Origin of the sequence: Aromatoleum evansii (assembly GCF_012910805.1) — a bacterium.
Classification (GTDB): Bacteria; Pseudomonadota; Gammaproteobacteria; order Burkholderiales; family Rhodocyclaceae; genus Aromatoleum; species Aromatoleum evansii.
On the sequence record NZ_WTVK01000034.1, the window covers coordinates 32,721 to 54,181 of the forward strand.

Annotated in this window: 18 protein-coding genes; 5 read left to right on the plus strand and 13 right to left on the minus strand. The window is 69.6% G+C overall.

Annotated features, from left to right (window positions below; genetic code table 11):
- Window positions 1–148: 148 nt before the first annotated feature.
- From GO615_RS17355 to rocD, 10 genes are all read right to left on the minus strand, one after another.
- Window positions 149–1,141, minus strand: a complete 993-nt coding sequence (locus GO615_RS17355) for an XdhC family protein (RefSeq protein ID WP_169130339.1) — start codon at window positions 1,139–1,141, stop codon at window positions 149–151.
- A gap of 1 nt (window position 1,142) precedes the next feature.
- Window positions 1,143–2,135, minus strand: coding sequence for a 4-hydroxybenzoyl-CoA reductase subunit beta (gene hcrB, locus GO615_RS17360; RefSeq protein WP_246262340.1), 993 nt, complete (start codon window positions 2,133–2,135; stop codon window positions 1,143–1,145).
- Window positions 2,132–4,510, minus strand: a complete 2,379-nt coding sequence (gene hcrA, locus GO615_RS17365; protein WP_211167201.1) for a 4-hydroxybenzoyl-CoA reductase subunit alpha — start codon at window positions 4,508–4,510, stop codon at window positions 2,132–2,134. Before hcrA ends, hcrB begins: the two co-directional genes overlap by 4 nt.
- On the minus strand, window positions 4,507–4,992 hold the full coding sequence (hcrC, locus tag GO615_RS17370; RefSeq protein ID WP_169130341.1) for a 4-hydroxybenzoyl-CoA reductase subunit gamma: 486 nt from the start codon (window positions 4,990–4,992) through the stop codon (window positions 4,507–4,509). The genes hcrA and hcrC overlap by 4 nt, the downstream gene beginning before the upstream one ends.
- A 375-nt stretch (window positions 4,993–5,367) precedes the next feature.
- Window positions 5,368–5,763: a VOC family protein gene (locus tag GO615_RS17375; protein WP_169130343.1), complete on the minus strand. Its 396-nt coding sequence runs from the start codon at window positions 5,761–5,763 to the stop codon at window positions 5,368–5,370.
- A gap of 74 nt (window positions 5,764–5,837) precedes the next feature.
- Window positions 5,838–6,188, minus strand: a complete 351-nt coding sequence (locus GO615_RS17380; protein WP_169130345.1) for a ribbon-helix-helix domain-containing protein — start codon at window positions 6,186–6,188, stop codon at window positions 5,838–5,840.
- 22 nt (window positions 6,189–6,210) lie between these two features.
- Window positions 6,211–7,779, minus strand: coding sequence for a GMC family oxidoreductase (locus GO615_RS17385; protein ID WP_169130347.1), 1,569 nt, complete (start codon window positions 7,777–7,779; stop codon window positions 6,211–6,213).
- A 37-nt stretch (window positions 7,780–7,816) separates the two neighbouring features.
- A complete protein-coding gene (locus GO615_RS17390) occupies window positions 7,817–8,431 on the minus strand; it encodes a twin-arginine translocation signal domain-containing protein (RefSeq protein ID WP_169130349.1) in 615 nt (204 codons plus the stop codon).
- A gap of 261 nt (window positions 8,432–8,692) precedes the next feature.
- Window positions 8,693–10,150 carry a high affinity choline transporter 1 gene (locus tag GO615_RS17395; RefSeq protein WP_169130351.1) on the minus strand — a complete coding sequence of 486 codons (1,458 nt, stop codon included), beginning with the start codon at window positions 10,148–10,150 and terminating at the stop codon, window positions 8,693–8,695.
- A gap of 141 nt (window positions 10,151–10,291) precedes the next feature.
- Window positions 10,292–12,448: an ornithine--oxo-acid transaminase gene (gene rocD / locus GO615_RS29220; protein ID WP_169130353.1), complete on the minus strand. Its 2,157-nt coding sequence runs from the start codon at window positions 12,446–12,448 to the stop codon at window positions 10,292–10,294.
- Here rocD and GO615_RS17405 point away from each other — a divergent pair.
- Window positions 12,447–12,716, plus strand: a complete 270-nt coding sequence (locus GO615_RS17405) for a hypothetical protein (RefSeq protein ID WP_169130355.1) — start codon at window positions 12,447–12,449, stop codon at window positions 12,714–12,716. The genes rocD and GO615_RS17405 overlap by 2 nt on opposite strands.
- 36 nt (window positions 12,717–12,752) lie before the next feature.
- Here GO615_RS17405 and ubiB read toward each other — a convergent pair whose 3' ends face one another.
- The 3 genes from ubiB to GO615_RS17420 form a co-directional block, all read right to left on the minus strand.
- Window positions 12,753–14,282 carry a ubiquinone biosynthesis regulatory protein kinase UbiB gene (gene ubiB, locus GO615_RS17410; RefSeq protein WP_169130357.1) on the minus strand — a complete coding sequence of 510 codons (1,530 nt, stop codon included), beginning with the start codon at window positions 14,280–14,282 and terminating at the stop codon, window positions 12,753–12,755.
- A gap of 277 nt (window positions 14,283–14,559) precedes the next feature.
- Entirely contained in the window at window positions 14,560–16,614 is a 2,055-nt protein-coding gene (locus tag GO615_RS17415) for a TonB-dependent receptor (RefSeq protein ID WP_169130359.1), read from the minus strand.
- 108 nt (window positions 16,615–16,722) lie between these two features.
- The gene (locus GO615_RS17420) at window positions 16,723–17,070 is read right to left on the minus strand and encodes a hypothetical protein (RefSeq protein ID WP_169130361.1); all 348 of its coding nucleotides are present in this window, start codon (window positions 17,068–17,070) and stop codon (window positions 16,723–16,725) included.
- 231 nt (window positions 17,071–17,301) lie between these two features.
- On the opposite strand from GO615_RS17420, the gene argS reads away from it, so the two are divergent.
- The 4 genes from argS (at window position 17,302) to GO615_RS17440 (ending at window position 21,409) form a co-directional block, all read left to right on the plus strand.
- Window positions 17,302–19,065 (plus strand): arginine--tRNA ligase, encoded by a 1,764-nt coding sequence (argS, locus tag GO615_RS17425; protein WP_169130363.1) that lies wholly within the window; start codon window positions 17,302–17,304, stop codon window positions 19,063–19,065.
- A 15-nt stretch (window positions 19,066–19,080) separates the two neighbouring features.
- Window positions 19,081–19,659: an SPOR domain-containing protein gene (locus tag GO615_RS17430; RefSeq protein ID WP_169130365.1), complete on the plus strand. Its 579-nt coding sequence runs from the start codon at window positions 19,081–19,083 to the stop codon at window positions 19,657–19,659.
- 98 nt (window positions 19,660–19,757) lie between these two features.
- Complete coding sequence (locus tag GO615_RS17435; RefSeq protein WP_169130367.1) at window positions 19,758–20,399, plus strand: thiol:disulfide interchange protein DsbA/DsbL; 642 nt, start codon at window positions 19,758–19,760, stop codon at window positions 20,397–20,399.
- A 218-nt stretch (window positions 20,400–20,617) separates the two neighbouring features.
- A complete protein-coding gene (locus GO615_RS17440; protein WP_339380066.1) occupies window positions 20,618–21,409 on the plus strand; it encodes an SDR family oxidoreductase in 792 nt (263 codons plus the stop codon).
- Window positions 21,410–21,461 lie beyond the last annotated feature (52 nt).

The window sequence follows — 21,461 nt, forward strand, 5'->3', positions numbered from 1 at the left end:
GCCGCCGGCGAATGCCTACTTTGATCCCATCCGCGGAAAACGTCACCGTCCGGCGGATGAAATTTACGTTTTTTGGGCAATGCCGCACGACGGGTGCAGGGCGGCACCCGCAAGGCGTGGCTGCGTCCGGGATCCGCGAACGCACTCTTCAGAGTGTCGGGCAGGCGTCGCCGACCGAAGCGGGACGTGTTTCGGCGGCGACCAGCGTCACGCCGTTGCGGCGCGCGGTGATGTCGGCGAGGATCGCCAGCGCGATCTCCGGCGGGGTGCGGCTGCCCAGCGGCAGGCCGACCGGCCCGTGCAGGCGGTCGACGTCGGCGTCGGTGAGGTCGAAGAGTTTCAGCCGCTCCCGCCGCCGTTCGCTGTTGGCGCGCGAGCCGATTGCGCCGACGTAGAAGGCGTTGGTCTTGAGCGCGTCGATCAGCGCGAGGTCGTCGAGCTTGGGGTCGTGGGTGCCGCCGATGATCACCGTGCGGCAGTCGGGGCGCATTGCCATCACCGCATCGTCGGGCATCTCGGTCGTCAACGCAGCGCCGGGCACGGCCCAGGTTTCCCGATATTCCTCGCGCGGCTCGCAGATCGTCACCTGGTAGTCGAGCGCCAGCGCGAATTCGGCGAGATAGCGGGAGAGCTGGCCGGCGCCGATGATCAGCATGCGCCAGCGCGGGCCGAAGGCGGACACGAGCATGCGGCCGTCGAACACGACCGCGCTGTCGGGGACGTCGCCGAGGAGATCGACGGCACCGGTCTCGAGGTCGAGGCGGCGCGCGACCATCTCGCCGCGTTCGATCGCGGCGAGGGTTTCGGCCAGCCGGTTGCCGGGGGCGACCGGCTCCAGCACGAGTTCCAGCTTGCCGCCGCAGGGCAGGCCGAAGCGGCGCGTCTGGTCGGCGGTGATGCCGTAGGTGACGTGCTCGGGCCGCACGGGGTGTTCCGCGCACAGGCGGTCGAGGAGGTCGTCCTCGATGCAGCCGCCGGACACCGAGCCGACCAGTCGCCCGTCGCCGGCGATCGCGAGCAGTGCGCCTTCGGGGCGCGGGGACGAACCCCAGGTGCGCACGACGGTGGCGAGCGTGACCGGCACGCGGGCCTCGCTCCACGCGACGGCTTGGCGCAGCACTTCGAGGTTGACACTGTCCATGTCAGGCTCCTTGTCGGGCTTCTTCCCACAGCCGGCGCACGAGCCGCTTCGCCAGCAGCGGCGTCGCGCGACGACGGTAGGGGACGCTCACGAGCGTCGTCTCCATCGGCTGGATGCCGCGCTTGAGGTGACGTTCCATTGTAGCGAGCGCCGCGTCGTCCAGCGGCTTGCCGACCAGTTCGTCGAGGCCGGCGATGAACTCGGGGCGCGAGGACACGCCGGTGCAGGCGACACGCAGCTCGCCGATCAGCTCGCCGTCGCGGCGCAGCGCCACGGCGACGCCCGCGAGCGGGAAGTCGATCGCGCCACGCACGCGGATTTTCTCGTAGGCGCTGGTGCGGCCGGCGACGAGGGGCACCATCACCGCGACCAGCAGCTCGTCCGGGCCGAGCGCGAGCCAGGCCATGCCGTCGTCGATGTAGAAGTCGGCGAGCGGAAGACGGCGCAATCCCTGCGGGCCGAGAACTTCCACCTCGGCACCGAGCGCGAGCAGGGCGGGCGCGACGTCGCCGCTGAAGGCCGCGTAGCAGCGGCTCGACTTCGGCGCGACGCGGCAGACGTCGCCGGAGCGCTTCATGCAGAAGTCGTTGCCGCGGCGCCAGTCCTCGCTCTGGTTGTAGTACTGGCAGCGGGTGTCGAGGCACAGGTTGCCGCCCAGCGTCGCTGCGCGGCGGTGCGTGGGCCCGGCGACGGCCAGCGCGGCCTGGGCGAGCGCGGGCAGGCGGGCGACGACGGTCGGGTCGGCCGAGAGCGTCGCGAGCGTGACCCCGGCGCCGATGCGCAGAACGTCGCCGTCGCGGCGTAGTTCGCGGATCTCATCGACGCCGCCGAGGTCGATCAGGACTTCGGCGCCGGTCAGACCGCGGCGCATGTTCGGCAGCAGGTCGGTGCCGCCGGCGATGAAGCGGCTGGCGGGAAACTCGCCGCGCAGGCGCACCGCGTCGGCCGCACTCGTCGCACGCATCAGACGGAATTCGGACAGGGCGCCCATCATGCCTCTCCTTGGACGGTAGCCGGTGCGATGGCACCGGCGCGGGGTTTGCGGTTGAGCGCGTCGAAGACGCGATCCGGGGTGAAGGGAAGGTCGCGGATGCGGCGGCCGGTGGCATCCTCGATCGCCGCGGCGATCGCGGGCATGACGCCGGCGAGCGGGCCCTCGCTCGCTTCCTTGGCGCCGAAGGGGCCGTTGGGGTCCATGCTCTCGACGATATGCACGTCGATGTCGGGCGACTCGGCCATCGTCGGCACGCGGTAGTCGAGCAGGCTGACCGCCTTGTGGCGGCCGTTCTCGTACACCGTCTCCTCGGAGAGCGCTTGGCCCATGCCCATCCACACTGCGCCCTGCACCTGGCCCTCGACCGACATCGGGTTGATCGCGAAGCCGCAGTCGATGGCTGCCCACACCTTCTCGACGGTGACGGTGCCGAGTTCGGTATCGACCGCGACCTGCACCGCCTGCGCCGCATACGAGAAGCCCATCGTCGAGCCGACCGCGCCGCCGCGCTGCTTGCCGCCCTGGAACTCGACCGGGCAGGTGAAGGTGCCCTTGACGGTGAGCATGCCGGTGTCGACCAGCGCCTCCTCGACGATCTCGTGGAAGCCGATCTGGCGCGCCGGATCGCCGAGCACCGCGGCTGCCTCGCCCAGCCAGTCGACCTCGGCCTCGGCGACCTGCAGGCGCTTCGCCGCCGCGGTGACGAGCACGCGCTTGAGATTGCGTGCGGCGTCGGCCGCCGCGTTGCCGACCATGAAGGTGACACGCGAGGAATACGAGCCGTTGTCCTTGGGCGTGAGCGCGGAGTCGGTGGCGATGAGGCGCAGGCGGCGCTGGGCGACGCCCAGCACTTCGGCGACGACCTGGGTGATGATCGTCGACGAGCCCTGGCCGATGTCGGAGGCCCCGGTCAAGATCGTGATCGCGGCGTCGAAATCGACGCGCAGCGCGATCGTCGCGTGCGGCTGGCCGGTGAAATGCACCGGTTTGGCCGAGCCGCTGACGAAGTGCGAGCAGGCGATGCCGATGCCGCGGCGGATCGGGCCGTCGTCGCGGGGACGTGCAGCACGCTCGCTCCAGCACGACGCCTCTTCGACCCAGTCGAGGCATTCGGGCAGGCCGTAGCTCATCACCTTCAGGCCGTTGATGGTCTCGGTCGGCGCGACGAGCAGGTTGCGGCGGCGGACCGCGAAGGCGTCGAGGCCCAGCTCCGCGGCCATCGTGTCGAGCAGCGATTCGAACGCGAAGCGCACGTTGACCGTGCCGTGGCCGCGCATCGCGCCGCAGGGCGGGGTGTTCGTATACACGCGGTAGCCGTCGTACTTCATTGCGGGCAGGTCGTACAGGCCGTTGAGCAGTGCGCCCGAATACAGGATCGTGACGAGGCCGTAGCCGCCGTAGGCGCCGCCGCGCTGTACGACTTCGGCCTCGCACGCGGTCATGCGGCCGTCGCGGGTGAGGCCGAGCTTCATGCGGATATGGGTCTGCGGCCGGCCGCGGTGGGTCAGGAAGGCCTCCTCGCGGCTCTGCAGCAGGCGCACGGTGCCGCGCGCGGCGCGGGCGAGTAGCGCACAGATGATCTCGAAGTTGAGCGTCTCGACGCGGTGGCCGAAGCCGCCACCGACGAAGGGCTTGATGACGCGGATGTAGGCCGCGTCGAGGTTCATGCAGCGCGACAGCGATTCATGCACGTAGTAGGGCACCTGGGTCACGGACCACAGGGTCAGGTGACCGCGTTCGGCGTCCCACGCGGCGAGCGAGGCGTTGGGCTCCATCATCGCGTGATGGACCTCGGCGCACTCGAACACCTCCTCGCGGATCAGGTCCGCCGCGGCGAAGCCGGCGGCGGTGTCGCCGAACTCGTTATGCACCTCGCGCTCGATGTTGCCTTTCTTGTTGTCGTGCAGCAGCACCGCGTCGGCCTTGCGCGCGTCGGCCGCCTCGAAATACGCCGGCAGCTCGCGCACTTCGAAGCGGATCAGCGCGAGCGCGGCGTCGGCGGTCGCCTCGTCGACCGCCGCGACGGCGGCGATCGGTTCGCCGATGTAGCGGATGCGGCCGCGCGCGAGCGGGAATTCGTTCTGCGCGATGGGGATCACGCCGTAGGGCGTGTCGCATTCCTCGCCCGTGATCACCGCGCGCACGCCCGGCAGCCTGAGCGCCGCAGTGATGTCGACGGCGACGATCTCGGCATGCGCCCACGGGCTGCGCAGGATGCGGCCGACGAGGGCGCCCTGGGCGGGCAGGTCGGCGGTGTAGCGGGCGTTGCCGGTGACCTTGTCGACGCCGTCGATCAGCGGCATGCGGGCGCCGACCCCCTCCGGCCTGCGGGCGGCCTGCCCGATGTGCGTGAGGCTGCGTTCCGGCGCGTTCATGCCGCGACCTCCGCGACGTCCCCGCAGCGCGCTGCGGCCTCGACGGAATCGAGGATCTTCACGTAGCCGGTGCAGCGGCACAGGTTTCCGGCGAGCGCCGCGCGGATCTCGTCGCGCGAAGGCTGCGGAGTGCGCCGCAGCAGCGCCTCGGCGGCCATGATCATGCCCGGCGTGCAGAAGCCGCACTGGGCGCCGAGATGTTCGTGGAAGGCGCGCTGCAGGCGCGACAGGTTGCCGGCGGTGCTCAGACCCTCGATGGTCTCGATGTGGCGCCCCTCGGCGCTGTGCGCGAGCGTGCTGCACGCCAGGCGCGGTTCGCCTTCGACCAGCACCGTGCAGGCGCCGCACTCGCCGCCGTCACAACCCTGCTTGGTGCCCGTGAGGCCCAGCGTGTCGCGCAGGTAGTCGATCAGCAGCGCATTCTCGGCGACCGCATCCTCGCGCGGGCGGCCATTGACCATCAGTGTCAGCAGTTTCTTCACATCGCCTCCTGTCCCGCGGCCAAGTCCGGCGGGCTGTATTGTTTGACATCAAACAATTTAACGTAGGGCGATGCTAGCACCGTCCGGTGCGAAGGAAAATATGAAGGTGCATGCATAGCCGGCATGCCCTTTGTGACTGGCAAGATATTGAACTGAAACGATTATTTTGCGAGTGGAAAGACCAGTCGACCTTGCCTCGGGCAAGGTCCGGGCCGGGATTTTGCGTCCCGGCTGCCGCCGGCTCGAGCGAATTGAACGATCGACTGCGGTCCGCGTAGAGCCCGGCGTGATCCGATGCGCGCCTGCGCCCCGCCCCGTGCCGGCATCCGGCACGGGGCGGGCAAGGGACTGAGGCGGCTCAGCGGCGCGATGCCGTCACCGGTAGTGGCCGTGGCGCTCGAGCACCTCGATCTTGTAGCCGTCCGGGTCCTGGATGAAGAAGAAGCGCGCGAGCAACTCGTCGCCGCGCTTGAATTCCTTCACCGGTGCCGGCTCGTAGCCCTTGGCCGTCAGTTCGGCGTGGCGCGCGGTGACGTCCGGCTCGACGACGGCGATGTGGCCGTAGCCGGTGCCGTGCGTGTAGGCCTCCTCGCGGCCCTTGTTGAGCGTCAGCTCGAGTTCGTAGTCGTTTTCCGCATTGCGCAGGTAGACGAGCGTGAACTCGGGAAAGTCTAGGCGGTGCGATTCGCGCAGGCCGAGGACGTCTTCGTAGAAGCGCATCGATTTGTCGAGATCCAGCACGCGGATCATGCTGTGGATGATTTTGGCCATGGAGATTCCGGTGGGTTGGGGAAATACCTGCTGCGCGTCGGTTTCGGCGCCGGCTGCCGCGGGACGGAGCAGGCTCAGGACCGGCCCGCCACCGCGACGATCCGCGGTGGCGCCAACTGAGGTGCCGGCGCCGGCTCGTTTGGGAGGGCACGCTCCGCTGCGGTGAGCTTGCGTCGCAGGTGGCGCATGCAGGTGATGCGCAGGAACGAGGCGAAGTTCGGCACCTCGCCCCGGTGCGCGAGGATCTCGTCGTGGAAGCTCACGACGAGATGGTTGGTCGTGCAGTGCTCTTCCTCGGCCATCTCGGCGAGGATGTCCCATACCATGTTCTCCAGCCGGATGCTCGTGAGCACGCCATGGATGCGGATCGTGCGCGTGCGCTGCTCGTACTGGATCGGGTCGGCTTTCACGAAGTATTCACACATGTGTCGTTCCCCTTGCCCCGGTTCAGAGCGCCCGTTGGCTCATCAGGGTGGCGATGTGATCCGCTTGGCGGATTGCGAGGGCGACGATCGTCAGCGTCGGGTTCTCCGCGCCGCCGGTGGTGAACTGGCTGCCGTCCGAGATGAACAGGTTGGGGATGTCGTGCGTCTGCCCGTACGCGTTGCACACGCTGTCGGCGGCCGAGGCGCCCATGCGGCAGGTGCCGAGGTTGTGCGTCGAGGGATAGGGCGGCGTGCGGAAGCTGCGGATCGCGCCGGCGGCCTGGTAGACGCGCTCGCCCTGCGTGTAGGCGTGCTTGCGCATCGCAACGTCGTTCGGGTGATCGTCGAAGTGCACGTTGGGCACCGGGTTGCCGTACTTGTCCTTGACGTTCGCGTTGAGCGTGACGCGGTTGGTCTCGCGCGGCATGTCCTCGCCGACCAGCCACATGCCGGCGAGCTGGCTGTAGTGTTCCATCCACCACGCGAACTCCGCGCCCCAGCCGCCGGGGTTGAGGAAGGCCGCCATGAAGGGCACGCCGAGCGACAGCGTCTCCATCTCGTAGCCGCCGACGAAGCCGCGTTTCGGGTTGTTGCCCGCCTCGTCGCCGACGATGCCGGCCATCGTCGTGCCGCGGAACATATTCACGGGCTCCTTGAACGCCGCGTACACCGAACCGGTCATGTGGCGCATGTAGTTGCGCCCGACCTGGCCCGAGGAATTCGCGAGGCCGTCGCGGAACTTGTCGCTCGCCGACATCAGCAACAGGCGCGGCGTCTCGATCGAGTTGCCGGCGACGCACACGACGCGCGCCTTCTGCCGCTGCTCCTGGCCGGCCTTGTCGAAGTACACGACGGCGCTCACCTTGCCGACGGCGTTGTGCTCGATGCGCGTGACGTGGGACTCGGGGCGCAGGTCGAGGTTGCCGGTCGCCTCGGCCTTGGGCAGCTCGGTGTAGAGCACGGACCACTTTGCGCCGCTCTTGCAGCCCTGGAAGCAGAAGCCGATCTGCTGGCAGCTGCCGCGGCCGTCGCGCGGCTTGCTGTTGATGGCCATGCGCCCGGTGTGTACCTGCTTGTAGCCGAGCTTGGTCGCCCCGGCGTGCATCACCTTGAAATTATTGTTGCCCGGAAGGCCGGGAATGCCGTGGGTGCGCGTGACGCCCATCTTGTCCTCCGCCTTGTCGTACCAGGGCTCGAGGTCCTTCAGCGTCAGCGGCCAGTCCATCAGGTTCGCGCCCTTGATCGCGCCGTAATGCTTGCGCGCCTTGAACTCGTGTTCCTGGAAGCGCAGCGAGGCGCCCGCCCAGTGCGTCGTCGTGCCGCCGACGGTCTTGCAGATCCACGCCGGCAGTCCGGGAAAATCCTTCGCGATGCGCCAGCTGCCCGAGGTCGTGCGCGCGTCGAGCCACGCCAGCTGCGAGAAGGATTTCCACTCGTCGTTGATGAACGTCGCGACGGACTGCGTGGCTCCCGCCTCGAGCACGATCACCTTGATGCCCTTCTGGCACAACTCGTTCGCGAGCGTGCCGCCGCCTGCGCCTGAACCGATGATGACGACCGCGGAGTCGTCGTCGAATGCGATCTTCGCCATGTCCTGCCTCCGGATGTCGTGGTGTGCGGGGTGCCGATCAGCCCAGGAAGGGCGGCGGGCTCGCATCCGCGGGCGGGTCGGGCAGCCACTTCAGATCCTGGAAGCCGCGCCGGATGTAGCCGCCCTTGCTGAAGGATTCGCCGGGGTAGCCGAAGGCCGTCCACGTCATCTCGTTGTCGTACAGGGCGGTCACGCACTTGCCGCGCACGGTCGCGAAGAAGGGCTTGCCTTCGATCGCCTTCACGGCGGCGAGTTGCGCGGCGGGCTTGGCCTTGGCGAACGCGCCACCGGTCGCGCGGTCGAGGCCGGCGACGCCGTCGCGCAGCAGAGTGGCCACTTTCGGGTCGGCGGCCGCCATTGCGTCGAGGTCCTTGACGAGCAGGGCGTAGACGGCATCGGGGAGCTGCGCATGCGGATACAGCACGCGGCCGAACTTGAGCAGGGTGTCGCCGGTGGCGGTGTCGAGCGCCTTGAGCTCGAGGGCCCAGGCCCGCGAGGGCGCCAGCGCGGCGATCGGCGTGCCGATCGCCAGGGTGCCGAGCAGGATGCCCGTGCCTTTCAGGAATTCCCGCCGTGTCAGCGGCGCTTGCTGCACGGTGCTTGCGGCCGACGCTGCACCGCCGCTCGCCGTGGCGATCCGGATCGCTTGCATGGTTCGTCTCCTCGTTGCATCGGGGTCTGCGTGCCCTGAGTGCGGAGCAGTATTCCATCGCGGTGCGGCGCGTGGGTAATACGCCGGTACCTACGTCGCAGGCGTTGCCGCGATGTCGCCGCAACGCCAATGCCCCTGCTGAAAGCATAGGCATTGGCGTTGCGGGGTGCGAACCGATTTTTTCGAATGCCGCCGTGCAGCGGCGTACGCCTCGCGTCGGGCGTGTGCGCTCGATCGCGGGCGGCCTGGCGGCCGCGGGATTCAGCGTACGTGGTGCGTCGCTTCGGCCGCGTGGTGGTGGCCGGCGTGCGGACGATGGTGCGTGCGCGGGCCGACCAGGCCGCCGACCAGCATGCCGAGCGCGCTGGCGACGAGGCCGACGAGCTGGGGCTCGACGTCGCCTTCGGGCGCGAAGAATTCCAGCATCAGCCAGGTGCCGAGGCCGAACAGGATGGAGAGGCCCGCGCCGAGGTTGTTCGCGCGCGACCAGAAGAGGCCGGCGGCCAGCGGCACGAAGGCGCCGGCGAGGGTGATGCGGTAGGCGTTCTCGACCATCTGGTGGATCGAGGAGTCTGTATACACGGCGTAATAGGTCACCAGCGCGGTGAAGCCGACGACGGTGCTGCGCGTGGTGAGCAGCAGCAGGCGGTCGCTCATGTGCGGCACGAAGCCCTTCACGACGTTTTCCGAGAAGGTCACCGAGGGCGCGAGCAGGGTGCCCGAGGCCGTGCTCATGATCACCGACAGCAGCGCGCCGAAGAACACCACCTGCGCGGCGAAGGGCATGTGGCCGAGGATCAGGTTGGGCAGGATCAGCTGCGAGTCCTCTTCCATGAAGCGCGTGACCATCTCGGGGTCGATCATCGTCGCGGTGTAGGCGAGGAAGAGCGGCACGGACGCGAAGAAGAAGTAGGACAGGCCGCCGAGCGTGGTGCCCCAGATCGCGACGCGCTCGTTGCGCGACGAGTTCACGCGCTGGAACACGTCCTGCTGCGGGATCGAGCCGAGCGCCATGGTCGCGAGCGCCGCGATCCAGGCCAGCATGTCCATCGGGTCCAGCGTCGGCAGGAATTCGAACTTGCCTTCGGCCGCGGCCTTGGACACGACGGCGGTGAAGCCGCCGGCCATGTCCCCGGCGATCCAGGTGACGTAGAGCAGGCCGAGCACGATCACGATCATCTGCACGAAGGTCGTCAGCGCGACCGACCACATGCCGCCGAACAGCGTGTAGATGAGCACCGTGCCGGAGCCGATCAGCACGCCCTGTGTCATCGAGATCGCGCCGTCGGAGAGCACGTTGAACACCAGGCCCAGTGCGGTCATCTGGGCGCTCACCCAGCCGAGGTAGGAGACGACGATGCACAGCGACAGCACCAGCTCGGTCGTGCGGTTGTAGCGCACGCGGAAGAAGTCGCCCAGCGTCAGCAGGTTCATGCGGTACAGCGGGCGCGCGAAGATCAGGCCGAACAGCACCAGGCACAGCGAGGCGCCCAGCGGGTCGGAGATCAGGCCGCGGAAACCCTCCTCGAGGAAGGTCGCCGAGATGCCGAGCACCGTCTCGGCGCCGAACCAGGTCGCGAACACCATCGCGAGCACCATGTACATCGGCAGCGTGCGGCCGGCGACGATGTAGTCGCGCGCGTTGTGCACCCGCGTGGCGGCGTAAAGGCCGATGCCGATGGAGACGAGCAGGTAAGCGATCACGAGCCAGAGCAGCATGGCAGGCCTTCCGGAAAAGTGGGTCGAAACAGCGCGTTGATGACGAATCGGGGCGGAAGTGTATCAACGATTTTCCCGCGATGGGCAAGCGCCATCGCGCGCACCGGAACGGTGCGCGGCCGGATGCTCCGAGGGGGGGCGCTACGCGGGCAGGGGCCCCGCGTCGTGATGCTGTGCGGCGTTGGCGAGCGTATCGATGACGACGCTTGCCGCGTGGTCGAGTTCCGCCTCGGTGATCACCAGCGGCGGCGCGAAGCGGATCACGGTGTTGTGCGTGTCCTTGGTCGCGATGCCGCGCGCGAGCAGCAGTTCCGCGGCGACCGGCGCGCGCAATTGGGCTGGGTCGAGCTCGATGCCCACCAGCAGGCCGCGCCCGCGCACCTCGCGCACGCAGGGCAGGCGCGCGTCGCGGAAGCGGGCCATGAGGCGCTCGCCCAGGCGCGCGGCGTGTTCCCAGGGACGCGTCTCCTCGAGGATGGCGAGCACTTCCAGCGCGACGGCCGCGCCGAGCGGGTTGCCGCCGAAGGTCGAGCCGTGGTCGCCCGGCCGGAACACGTCCATCACCGCGGCGTCGGCGAGGAAGGCCGACACCGGCAGCAGGCCGCCGCCCAGCGCCTTGCCGAGGATCAGCCCATCCGGATGCACGCCCTCGTGGTCGCAGCCGAGCAGGCGTCCGGTGCGGCCGAGGCCGGTCTGCACTTCGTCGGCGATCAGCAGCACGTTGTGGCGCCGGCAGATCTCCGCGCAGCGCGCGAGGTAGCCCGTCGGCGGCACGATGATGCCGCCCTCGCCCTGCACGGGCTCGACGAGGAAGGCCGCGGTCTCGGGCGTGATCGCCGCCTCGAGCGCGTCCGCGTCGCCGTAGGGGATGCGCCGGAATCCGGCGGGGAAGGGGCCGAAGCCGTCGCGATACTGCTCTTCCGACGACATGCCGACGATGGTGATCGAGCGGCCGTGGAAGTTGCCTTCGCAGGCGATGATCTCCGCGCGGTCGGGGGCGATGCCCTTGACCTTGTAGCCCCACTTGCGCGCCGTCTTGAGCGCGGTCTCGACCGCCTCCAGTCCCGTGTTCACCGGCAGCACGCGCTCGTAGCCGAGCAGGCCGCACAGGCGCTCCATGAGCAGTGGCAGGCGGTCGTTGGAATACGCGCGCGAGGTCAGCGCGAGGCGCTGCGCCTGGTCGTTGAGCGCGTGCAGCAGGCGCGGGTTGGCGTGGCCGAAGCTCACCGCCGAGTAGGCGCTCATCATGTCGAGGTAGCGCCGCCCCTCCACGTCCCACAGCCAGATGCCCTTGCCGTGATGGAACACGACCGGCAGCGGCGCATAGTTGTGCGCGCCGAATTCGCGCTCCTTGGCGCGCAGCAGGTAGGTCGAGGGCCCCAGCGCCGCGCCGGCGAGGTTCGCGACCCAGTCCGCGCACATCCCGCCGGGATCGCGCTCGGGCAGGTACTCGACGATCTCCATCGCGACGAAATCGCCGCAACCGCGCAGCGCGAGCAGCGCCGCGCACAGCTCGTCGGGCGCGATGCCGTCGTGCTCGGGGCAGGTCACGGCGGGGAAGGCGGCAGCGTCCAGCGCGTCGAGGTCTATGCTGACGCCGAAGCCGGCCGTGCGCTCGCGCACCACGCTGAGCGCGTCGCAGAACACGGCGGCGATGCCGCGTTCGCGCACTTCCGCCATGTCGAAGACCTGCACGCCGAGGCGCGTCAGGCGTTCGTGCTCCTCGTGCTCCCAGGCGCGCGCGCCGATGATCACGACGTTCGCGGGGTCGAGCTTCGGGCCGCCGACGCCCGTGAGCGCCGCATCGCCTTCGCCGAGCAGCGCGGCGAGCGGCATGCCGTGGATGTTGCCCGAGTGCGTGCTGCGCTCGGTGTGGCTGTCGAGGTGGGCGTCAATCCAGATCAGGCCCAGCGCGCCGCGTGGCGCCAGGCGACTGGCGACGCCGCGCCAGGTGCCGATGCCGACGGCGTGGTCGCCGCCGATCACGAGCGGGAACACATCGGGTGCGAGGGCCGTGAGGTGGTCCGCGACGCGCTGCGCGAGTGCGCCGACCGCGTCCAGGCGCTCGCGCATCGACGCGCCCGGCGCAGGGGGCGCCGCCGGCACGAGGGTCTCATGCCAGCTCGCGGCGATGCCGGTGCCCTTCAGGCGCTGCAGCAGGCCGTGGCGCTCGAGTGCGGCCGGCCCGGCGGCCGGTCCGTGGCCGGGGGCGCCCAGCGCGGAGGCGACGCCGATGACCTGCACGACGGCGCGCAGGTCGGCATGCGGCGGGACGTGAAGCGGCGCGGAGTGTGTCATGGCCATCCTCCCTGCCCGCGGCGGGGGCGGGCGAATAGTCGATGCGCTTATGCGTTCGACGCAAGGAGGGGGGATTCGTTCAGGTACGGACGGCGAGCGTTATACGGGGCGTGACGGATTGCGCATCCGCGGCGCGGACGTGCGGGTGCGGCTATCAATCCCGCAACCCAATACCGTTCGGGCTGAGCCCTTCGACTTCGCTCAGGACAGGCCTGTCGAAGCCCTGTCCATGCCCTTCGACAAGCTCAGGGCGAACGGCTGCATCTGATTGCCGTCTTGATAGCCCGATTGCGGGCGGCAGCGATCAGCCGAAAAGCCGATACAGCTCCAGTCCGACCAGCGCCGCGAGCAGCGCCGACACCAGCCACAGCACGCGACCCTGCGTGCGCTGCGCGCGGGCGACGCGTTCCAGCTCGCCGCTCTGCACCTCGTGGCGGTGCGCGGTCGAGTCGAGCACGCGATGCACGAGACGGGGGATCTGCGGCAGCGTGCCGGCCCAGGAGGGCGCCTCGTCCTTGAGGTTGCGCAGCAGGCCGCGCCAGCCCATCTGCTCGTCCATCCAGCGCTCGAGGAAGGGCTTGGCGGTCTTCCACAGGTCGAGGTCGGGGTCGAGCTGGCGCCCCAGGCCCTCGATGTTGAGCAGCGTCTTCTGCAGCAGCACGAGCTGCGGCTGCACTTCCATCTCGAAGCGGCGCGCGGTCTGGAAGAGGCGTAGCAAGGTCTTGCCGAAGGAGATGTCCTTCAGCGGGCGGTCGAAGATCGGTTCGCACACCGCGCGGATCGCGCTCTCGAACTCGTCGACGCGGGTGTGTGCCGGCACCCAGCCGGCCTCGATGTGGGCGCGCGCGACGCGGTTGTAGTCGCGCTTGAAGAAGCCGAGGAAGTTCTGCGCGAGGTAGCTCTTGTCCTCGGCATTGAGCGTGCCGACGATGCCGAAATCGAGCGCGATGTAGCGTCCGTCGGCATGCACGAAGATGTTGCCGGGGTGCATGTCGGCGTGGAAGAAGCCGTCGCGGAACACCTGCGTGAAGAAGATCTCGACGCCCGCGCGCGACAGCGCCTTGAGGTCCGTGCCCTGCGCGCGCAGCGCGTCGAGCTGCGAGATCGGCACGCCGCGCATGCGTTCCATCACCATCACGTTCTTGCCGCACCAGTCCCAGTGCACCTCGGGCACCTGCAGCAGCTTGGAGTTGGTGAAGTTGCGCCGCAGCTGCGAGCAGTTCGATGCCTCGCGCATCAGGTCGAGCTCGTCGTGCAGGTACTTGCTGAACTCGGCGACCACTTCGCGCGGCTTGAGGCGCCGTGCTTCGGGCCACAGCTTCTCCAACAGCGTCGCGGCGGTGTCGAGCAGCGCGAGGTCGTGCTCGATCACCGGCTCGATGCCCGGGCGCAGGATCTTCACCGCGACCTCGGTGCCGTTCGGCAGGCGTGCGAAGTGCACCTGCGCGACCGACGCGGAGGCGACCGGCGTGCGCTCGAAGTCGACGAAGACCTCGTCGACCGGCTTGCCGTAGAAGTCCTCCAGCACCCTCAGCGCCTGCTCGGTGGGGAAGGGCGGGACGCGGTCCTGCAGCAGCGCGAGTTCGTCGGCGAGGTCGGGCGGCAGCAGGTCGCGGCGCGTCGACAACATCTGGCCGAACTTCACGAAGATCGGCCCCAGCGATTCCAGCGCCCGGCGCAGGCGTTCGCCGCGCGGTGCCTTCGGGTGGCGCCAGAAGAACACCACGTGCCACAGCTTCCCCAGGCGTCCGCTCGTATCGGCTTCGAGCACCATCTGGTCGAGGCCGAAGCGCAGGCCGACGGTGATGATCTTGGCAAGACGGAAGAGACGCACTTTGGATCGCCGGGCGGGGGAAAGGGCGGACTTTAGCCCGAAGGCGCGTGCGAGGAAAGGGCACGGCGCCGGCAATCGCGCGAACTGCCCGGCGTAGCTTGGTGTGGGAGCGGCTTGGTGTGGGAGCGGCTTCGTGTGGGAGCGGCTTCGTGTGGGAGCGGCTTCGTGTGGGAGCGGCTTCAGCCGCGAATCGGCGCCTGGCGAGCCCCGCCGGTCGATTCGCGGCTGAAGCCGCTCCCACGGGGAAAACGCCCCGCGTGCGGGGCGCAGGGGCCGGTCAGAACGGCACGCGCACCCCCAGCGTCAGGTTGCGCCCCATCAGCGGTGCGGCGTTCTTGATGAAGGAGGTGTGGCTGAACGCGAGCTCGTCGCCGAGGTTGCCCGCCTTCATGTAGACCTGCCACGGCTGCGCGCCGAAGCGCCCGGTGTAGCTCGCCGAGAGGTTCACGATGCTGTAGCCCGGCGTGTCGCTCTCGAAATCGGCGACCCGGTCCTGGCGGCCGACGCGGTACCACTCCAGCTCGCCGCTCCAGCCCTGCCAGCGGGCGTCCGCGCGCAGGCCAACGCGGTGCGCGGGGATGCGCGGCAGGTCGCGGTCGCCGGCGCCGCCGTCGAAGCGCGCATGCACGTAATCGCCGAACAGCGTCGCGCCGAAGATGGCGTTCAGCCGCTGGTGGATCTGCCCCTCGACACCGGTGAACACCGCGTCGCGCTGGGCGTACTCGACGAGTTGCAGGCCCTCGACGGCATCGAGCGTGCGCGCGTGGATGAAGTCCGACACGCGGTTGCGGTATGCGCCGATGCTGAAGCGGGTATCGCCCGCCGTCTTGCGCAGGCTGAGGTCGATGTTGTGCGAGGTTTCCGCCTTCAGGTCAGCGTTGCCGCGCTCGAAGGTTGCGGTCGCCAGATGCAGGCCGTCGGCGTAGAGTTCCTCGGCGGTCGGCAGGCGCTGCGCGCGCAACAGCGACAGCCCCAGCGCATAGCCCGGCACGAAGTTCCACACCGTGCCGAGCGACACGGAGCTGCCGTCGTGGCTGCGGTCGCGCGCCGCCGCATCGACGTCGATCGCCTGCCACTCGCGCCGCACTCCGGCCTCGAAGCGCCAGTCGCCGGTCGTGTATTCCTCGACCAGGAAGGCCGCGTTCCGCCGCGTGAGCGTCGGCGGCACGTAGGCCTCCTCGCCGGTCGCGCGGAAGTCGCGCCGCGAGCCCTGCAGGCCGAGCACGCCGCGCCAGCCGGCCAGCGGGGCGTGCTCGAGCTCGATGCGGCTGTCATGGGCGCGGTTGCGGAAGGTCGTCGCGATCGCGCCGTCCTCGACCTCGTGATGGCGGTAGTCGGTGTGGCTCGCGCGCACGCGCAGGCGCGTGAAGCCGGCGAGAGGCTCCAGGTACTCGCCGCGCAGGTCCCAACGCTCGCTGTCGAGCTTCACGACCGGCACGCCGCCTTCCTCCTCGTGCTCCTCCTCGCCTTCCTCGTGTTCGGGGCACGCGAGCGCATTGCCGGCGACCGAACACTCCTCTATGCCGTGCGCGTGGCCGGGCAGGCCGTAGTCGTTGCGCTGGTGCGTGTATGCGAGGCCGAGATAGCCGCGCGCGCCGACCCAGGACATCCCCAGGCTGCCCGTCTCGGTCTCGTTGAAGCTGCCGTCGACACGGCGCCCGCCGGTCCAGCCGTCGCCGACGCGGTAGTCGCGCGCGTCACGCTTGAGGCCCTCGGCGTGGACGGCGAAATTGCCCGAGCCGGCAGTCAGTTCGAAGGCGCCCGCGGCCTCTCGCGCGGCCGTGTTGCCGCGCAGTTCGATGCTGCCCTCGACGCCGCGCGTCGGCACGGCCATCGGGATCTTGCGGTCGAGCACGTTCACGACGCCGCCGATCGCCTCGCCGCCGTAGGCGAGGGCCGAGGGGCCGCGCAGCACCTCGATCTGCTCGGCGAGCATCGGCTCGGCCACGGTCGCGTGGTCCGGGCTCACCGTCGAGGCGTCCATGATCTCGCTGCCGTCGGACAGCAGCTTCACGCGCGCGGTGTCCATGCCGCGGATCACCGGGCGGCTCGCGCCCGCGCCGAAGGGGCTGGCGTTGATGCCGGGCTCGCGCGCGAGCGTCTCGCCCAGCGTCGCGTCGCGGCGCAGGACGAGGTCCTCGCCTGCGAGCACCGTGACGGGCGTGCTCATCGCGTCGCTGCCGAGAGCGAGGGCGCTCGCCGACACCGTCACGGCCGGCAGCTCGGCTGTTTCAGCCGCGGCCGCGGCAAACGGGGTGGAGCCCCATGCGAGCAGCAGCGACAGCGCGAGGGGGCAGGGGAGGGGGCGTGCAGAAGGCGTATTCGTATTCATCGTTGTGTCCATGGCCGTGCCTTCGCCACTGCGGGCGAAAGCGGCCGGCACGCGCCGCCCGGTGGCGGACGCATGCCGGTTCGTTGATCGGGGAATGCGGGAGGGGGCTCAGGCCCGGAGCAGGGCGGCGGGCGGAGCGCGGCAGCGCGGCGCGAGGCCGTCGCGCGCCGGGGTGTCGGCTGAGCGGAAGCGCGCCGGCGCAAGGGACTCCCCGTCCGCGCCGCAAGCCGGACCGCGGTCGGCCAGCGGCAGGTCGAGTCCGCTGAAGGACAGGCAATCGACGCAGTACGCGAGGTGGCGTGCGCCCTCGTCGGGCTCGAAGCCGGCGCTCCGCCCGTTGCGCGCAGCGGAGACTTCCGCGGTGTGGCCGATGACGTGCATGAGCGCGGCGCCCTGCACGAGGAGCAGCGCGAGCGCGAGCGACAGCCGCAACACGAACGCCAGCGGTCCCCGCACGGGATTCCGTCGGGCGCCAGGGGGCACGGAGGAGGAGGGCGCGGGGCGACTCGACATGGGCCGGCGATTCTAGGCGGGGCCGCCGGTCGGTGCAACTATGTTGCGTTTTCCCTCTGCAGGGCGGACGGCGCTGCAGGCATATCCGGTCACCCGGCCGCCACGGGAACGTCGGTCCCGGGTCTTGGCGGGCGATCCGCTATAATCGCGCGTTTAGTTTCTTTTCCGAGTGCCATGAGCGCCGATCCGAAAGTCCAACTTGCCGACCTGCTGCGTGCCGCGCTGAAGAGCGTCGCCCCCGACCTGAGCGAAACCCCGATCCAGCTGGAACGCCCCAAGCAGGCCGGTCACGGTGACTTCGCCACCAACCTCGCGCTGCAACTCGCCAAGCCGCTGCGCCGCAGCCCGCGCGACCTCGCGAACATGCTGCTGGCCGAGCTGCCCGCCTCGCCGCTGGTGACGAAGGCCGAAGTGGCCGGCGCCGGCTTCATCAATTTCACGCTCAACTCCGGTGCCAAGACCTCGGTGGTCGCCGACGTCCTCGCACGTGGCGCGGAATTCGGCCGCGGCGCCCGACTCGGCACCAAGGTGCAGGTCGAGTTCGTCTCCGCCAACCCGACCGGGCCGCTGCACGTCGGCCACGGCCGCGGCGCAGCCTACGGGGCGTCGCTGTCCGCGGTGCTCGACTTCGCGGGCTTCGACGTCACGCGCGAGTACTACATCAACGATGCCGGCCGGCAGATGGACATCCTCGCGTTGTCGACCTGGCTGCGCTACCTCGCCTTCCACGGCATCGAGATCGACTTCCCGCCCAACGCCTACCAGGGCGACTACGTCATCGAGATGGCGCGCGAGATGCGCGAGGGTCACAAGGACCGCTTCGCCAAGGTCACCGCCGCGCAGATCCTCGACGGCGCGCCGGGCCTGCCCGCAGCCGAGCGCAAGGACGACGAGGCCAAGAACCAGCGCGAGGAGCACCTCGACGTGCTGATCGCCAACGCCAAGCGCCTGCTCGGCGAGGACTACCCCTTCGTGCATGGTTTCGCGCTCAACGAGCAGCTCGGCGACGGCCGCGACGACCTGCACGAGTTCGGCGTGCATTTCGACAAGTGGTTCTCGGAGAAGAGCCTGTTCGACACCGGGCTGGTCGAGCGCGTGGTGACCGAGCTGGAGAAGCGCGGCCACATCTACGTGCAGGACGGCGCCAAGTGGTTCCGCTCGACCGCCTTCGGCGACGAGAAGGACCGCGTCGTGCAGCGCGACAACGGCCTGTATACGTACTTCGCCTCCGACATCGCCTATCACCTGAACAAGTACGAGCGCGGCTTCGATCGCGTCATCGACATCTGGGGCGCCGACCACCACGGCTACATCCCGCGCGTGAAGGGCGCGATCGCCGCGCTGGGCCTGCCGCCGGAGAAGCTCGAGGTGGCGCTGGTGCAGTTCGCGGTGCTGTACCGCAACGGCCAGAAGGCGGCGATGTCGACCCGTTCGGGCGAGTTCGTGACGCTGCGCGAGCTGCGCCGCGAAGTCGGCAACGACGCGTGCCGCTTCTTCTACGTGCTGCGCAAGAGCGACCAGCACCTCGACTTCGACCTCGATCTCGCCAAGAGCCAGAGCAACGAGAACCCGGTCTACTACGTGCAGTACGCCCACGCGCGCGTGTGCTCGGTGCTGCAACAGTGGGGCGGCGAAATCGGCGAGCTCGCCGCGGCCGACCTCGCGCGCCTTGAGAACGAGCGCGAACTGGCGCTGTGCGCACGCCTCGGCGCCTTCGCCGAGCTGATCCAGAGCGCCGCCGCCGACTACGCGCCGCACCAGATCGCCTTCTACCTCAAGGACCTCGCCGGCGAATTCCACAGCTGGTACAACGCCGAGCGCATGCTGGTCGAGGACGAGGGGCTGAAGCTCGCGCGTCTCGCGCTCGCCGCCGCCGTGCGCCAGGTGCTCGCCAACGGCCTCGCGCTGCTGGGCGTGTCGGCGCCGCAGTCGATGTAACCGTCGGAGAGTTTCGTGAGTCGTGACCGCAAGCCCAGCAGGAAAGCCAGCCGGCCGGCGAAGAGCCGCGGCGGCGTGATCGTCGGCATCTTCATCGGACTGGTGCTCGGCGCCTTGTTCGCGGCCGGGGCCGCGTGGTACTTCACGCGCAATTCGCCGTTCCAGACGCCGACGGCGCCGGCCCCCGCGGCGGCACGGCCGCCCGCATCCGACCAGCCGGCCTCGTTGCCGGGCAAGCCGGGCGACCGGCCGGTCGTGAAGCCCGACTTCGAGTTCTACAAGATCCTGCCGCAGGGCGAGGGTGCCCCCACCGAGGCGAAGCCTGCCGCACCGGCCGCCGCGGCGCCGGCCGCGCCCGAGAAGCTCTACCTGCAGATCGGCGCGTTCGAGAATCCCGCCGAGGCCGACAACCTGAAGGCCAAGCTCGCGCTGAGCGGCATCGAGGCGAGCGCGCAGCGCGCGCAGCTACCCGACGGCCGCACGATGCACCGAGTACGCATCGGCCCCTTCGCCAAGCCCGAAGACATGAATCCGGTGCGCGCACGCCTGTCCGATGCCGGCTTCACCGCGACGGTCGTCAAGGGCAATCCCTGAGCGACGCTGCACGCCGCCGGCCGATATGCCTATAAAATTTCGGGAACAACTCTCAGGGTCTGCCGTCTGAGACCCTGTCATCAACTCGGGAGTATTGAATGAATCGTCGTGCCGCACTCAAGCAGCTGTCCGCCCTGACCGCCTTCTCCGCCCTCGGTGGCGCGGCCTGGGCCCAGAAGGCCGGCCAGCCCTTCCAGACCCTGGCCACCAAGGTGCCGACCGAGGTCGCCGGCAAGATCGAGGTGATCGAGTTCTTCTCCTACGGCTGCCCGCACTGCCACGACTTCGAGCCCCTGCTCAACACCTGGACGAAGACGCTGCCGGCCGACGTGAACTTCGTGAAGGTGCCCATCACCTTCAACCGCCCCGAGTGGACCAACCTCGCGCGCATCTACTACACGCTCGAAGCGATGGGCGAGGCGGCGAAGCTGGGACCGGCCGTGTTCGCCGCGATCCACGAGCAGAAGCGCCAGCTGCAGAAGGAAGACGTGCTGCTCGAGTGGGCCGGCAGCGTCACCGACTCGAAGCGTTTCAGCGACACCTGGAAGTCCTTCGGCGTGCAGTCGCGCGTGCAGCGCTCGAACCAGATCGCTGCCGCCTATCGCGTGGCGGGCGTGCCGATGATGGCCGTGGATGGCCGCTTCATGGTGTCGGCCTCGACCGCCGGCAGCCACGAGGGCATGCTCAAGACCGTCAACGAACTGGTCGCGCGCGTGCGTTCGGAGAAGGGCAAGGGCTGATCGGCCGCTGGCGGGGCGCCGCCGCGCCCCGCCAGCGGGGGCGGCCTTGTGGGAGCGGCTTCAGCCGCGAATCGGCGGTGCCGCATGTGACTCGGCTCATTCGCGGCTGAAGCCGCTCCCGCAGGTTCGACGGGCGGTTTTTGGTTAAGCGCCCACCCCCGACACTTCAGCGCGCCATTCATGCGATCCCTGTTTTCGTGAAGCACGATCCCCGCCCTGTGTCCCATGCAAGTCCGGCTCCGGCCGGACTTCGCGTTTTCCTGACCGGCGCCTCCAGCGGCCTCGGTCAGGCCTTCGCTCGTCATTACGCCGGCCGCGGCGCCAACCTCGGCCTCGTTGCGCGACGCGGCGAGGCGCTGGCGGCGTTCGCAGCCGAGCTGCCGGGCGAACATCTCCCCCTGCCGGCCGATGTCGGTGACGCGGGCGCCCTCGCGGCGGCGGCCGAAGCCTACCTGACGCGTTTCGGCGTGCCCGACATCGTCATCGCCAATGCGGGCGTGTCGGTCGGTACGCTCACCGAATGCTCCGAGGATCTACCGGCCTTCGAGCGCGTAATGCGCACCAACGTGAACGGCATGGTCGCGAGCTTCCAGCCCTTCGTCGAGGCGATGCGTCGGCGCGGCTCCGGGCGGCTCGTCGGCATCGCCTCGGTGGCGGGCATCCGCGGCCTGCCCGGGGCGGGCGCGTACAGCGCATCGAAGGCCGCCGCGATCGCCTATCTGGAGAGCCTGCGCGTCGAGCTGCGCGGCAGCGGCGTGCGTGTCGTGACGCTCGCGCCCGGCTATATCGCAACGCCGATGACCGCCGTGAACAAATATCCGATGCCCTTCATGCTGCAGGCCGACGAGGCCGCGCGGCGCATGGCGAAGCTTATCGACGCCGGTCGCGGCTATGCAGTCGTGCCCTGGCAGATGGGCGTCGTCGCGCGCGTGCTGCGGGCGCTGCCGAACCCGGTGTTCGACGCCCTGTTCGCCCGCGCCGGCCGCAAGCCGCGCGGGCTGCCGCTGTAGCAGAGCTGCCGGGGCGGTATTCCATGTGGGAGCGGCTTTAGCCGCGAACGGA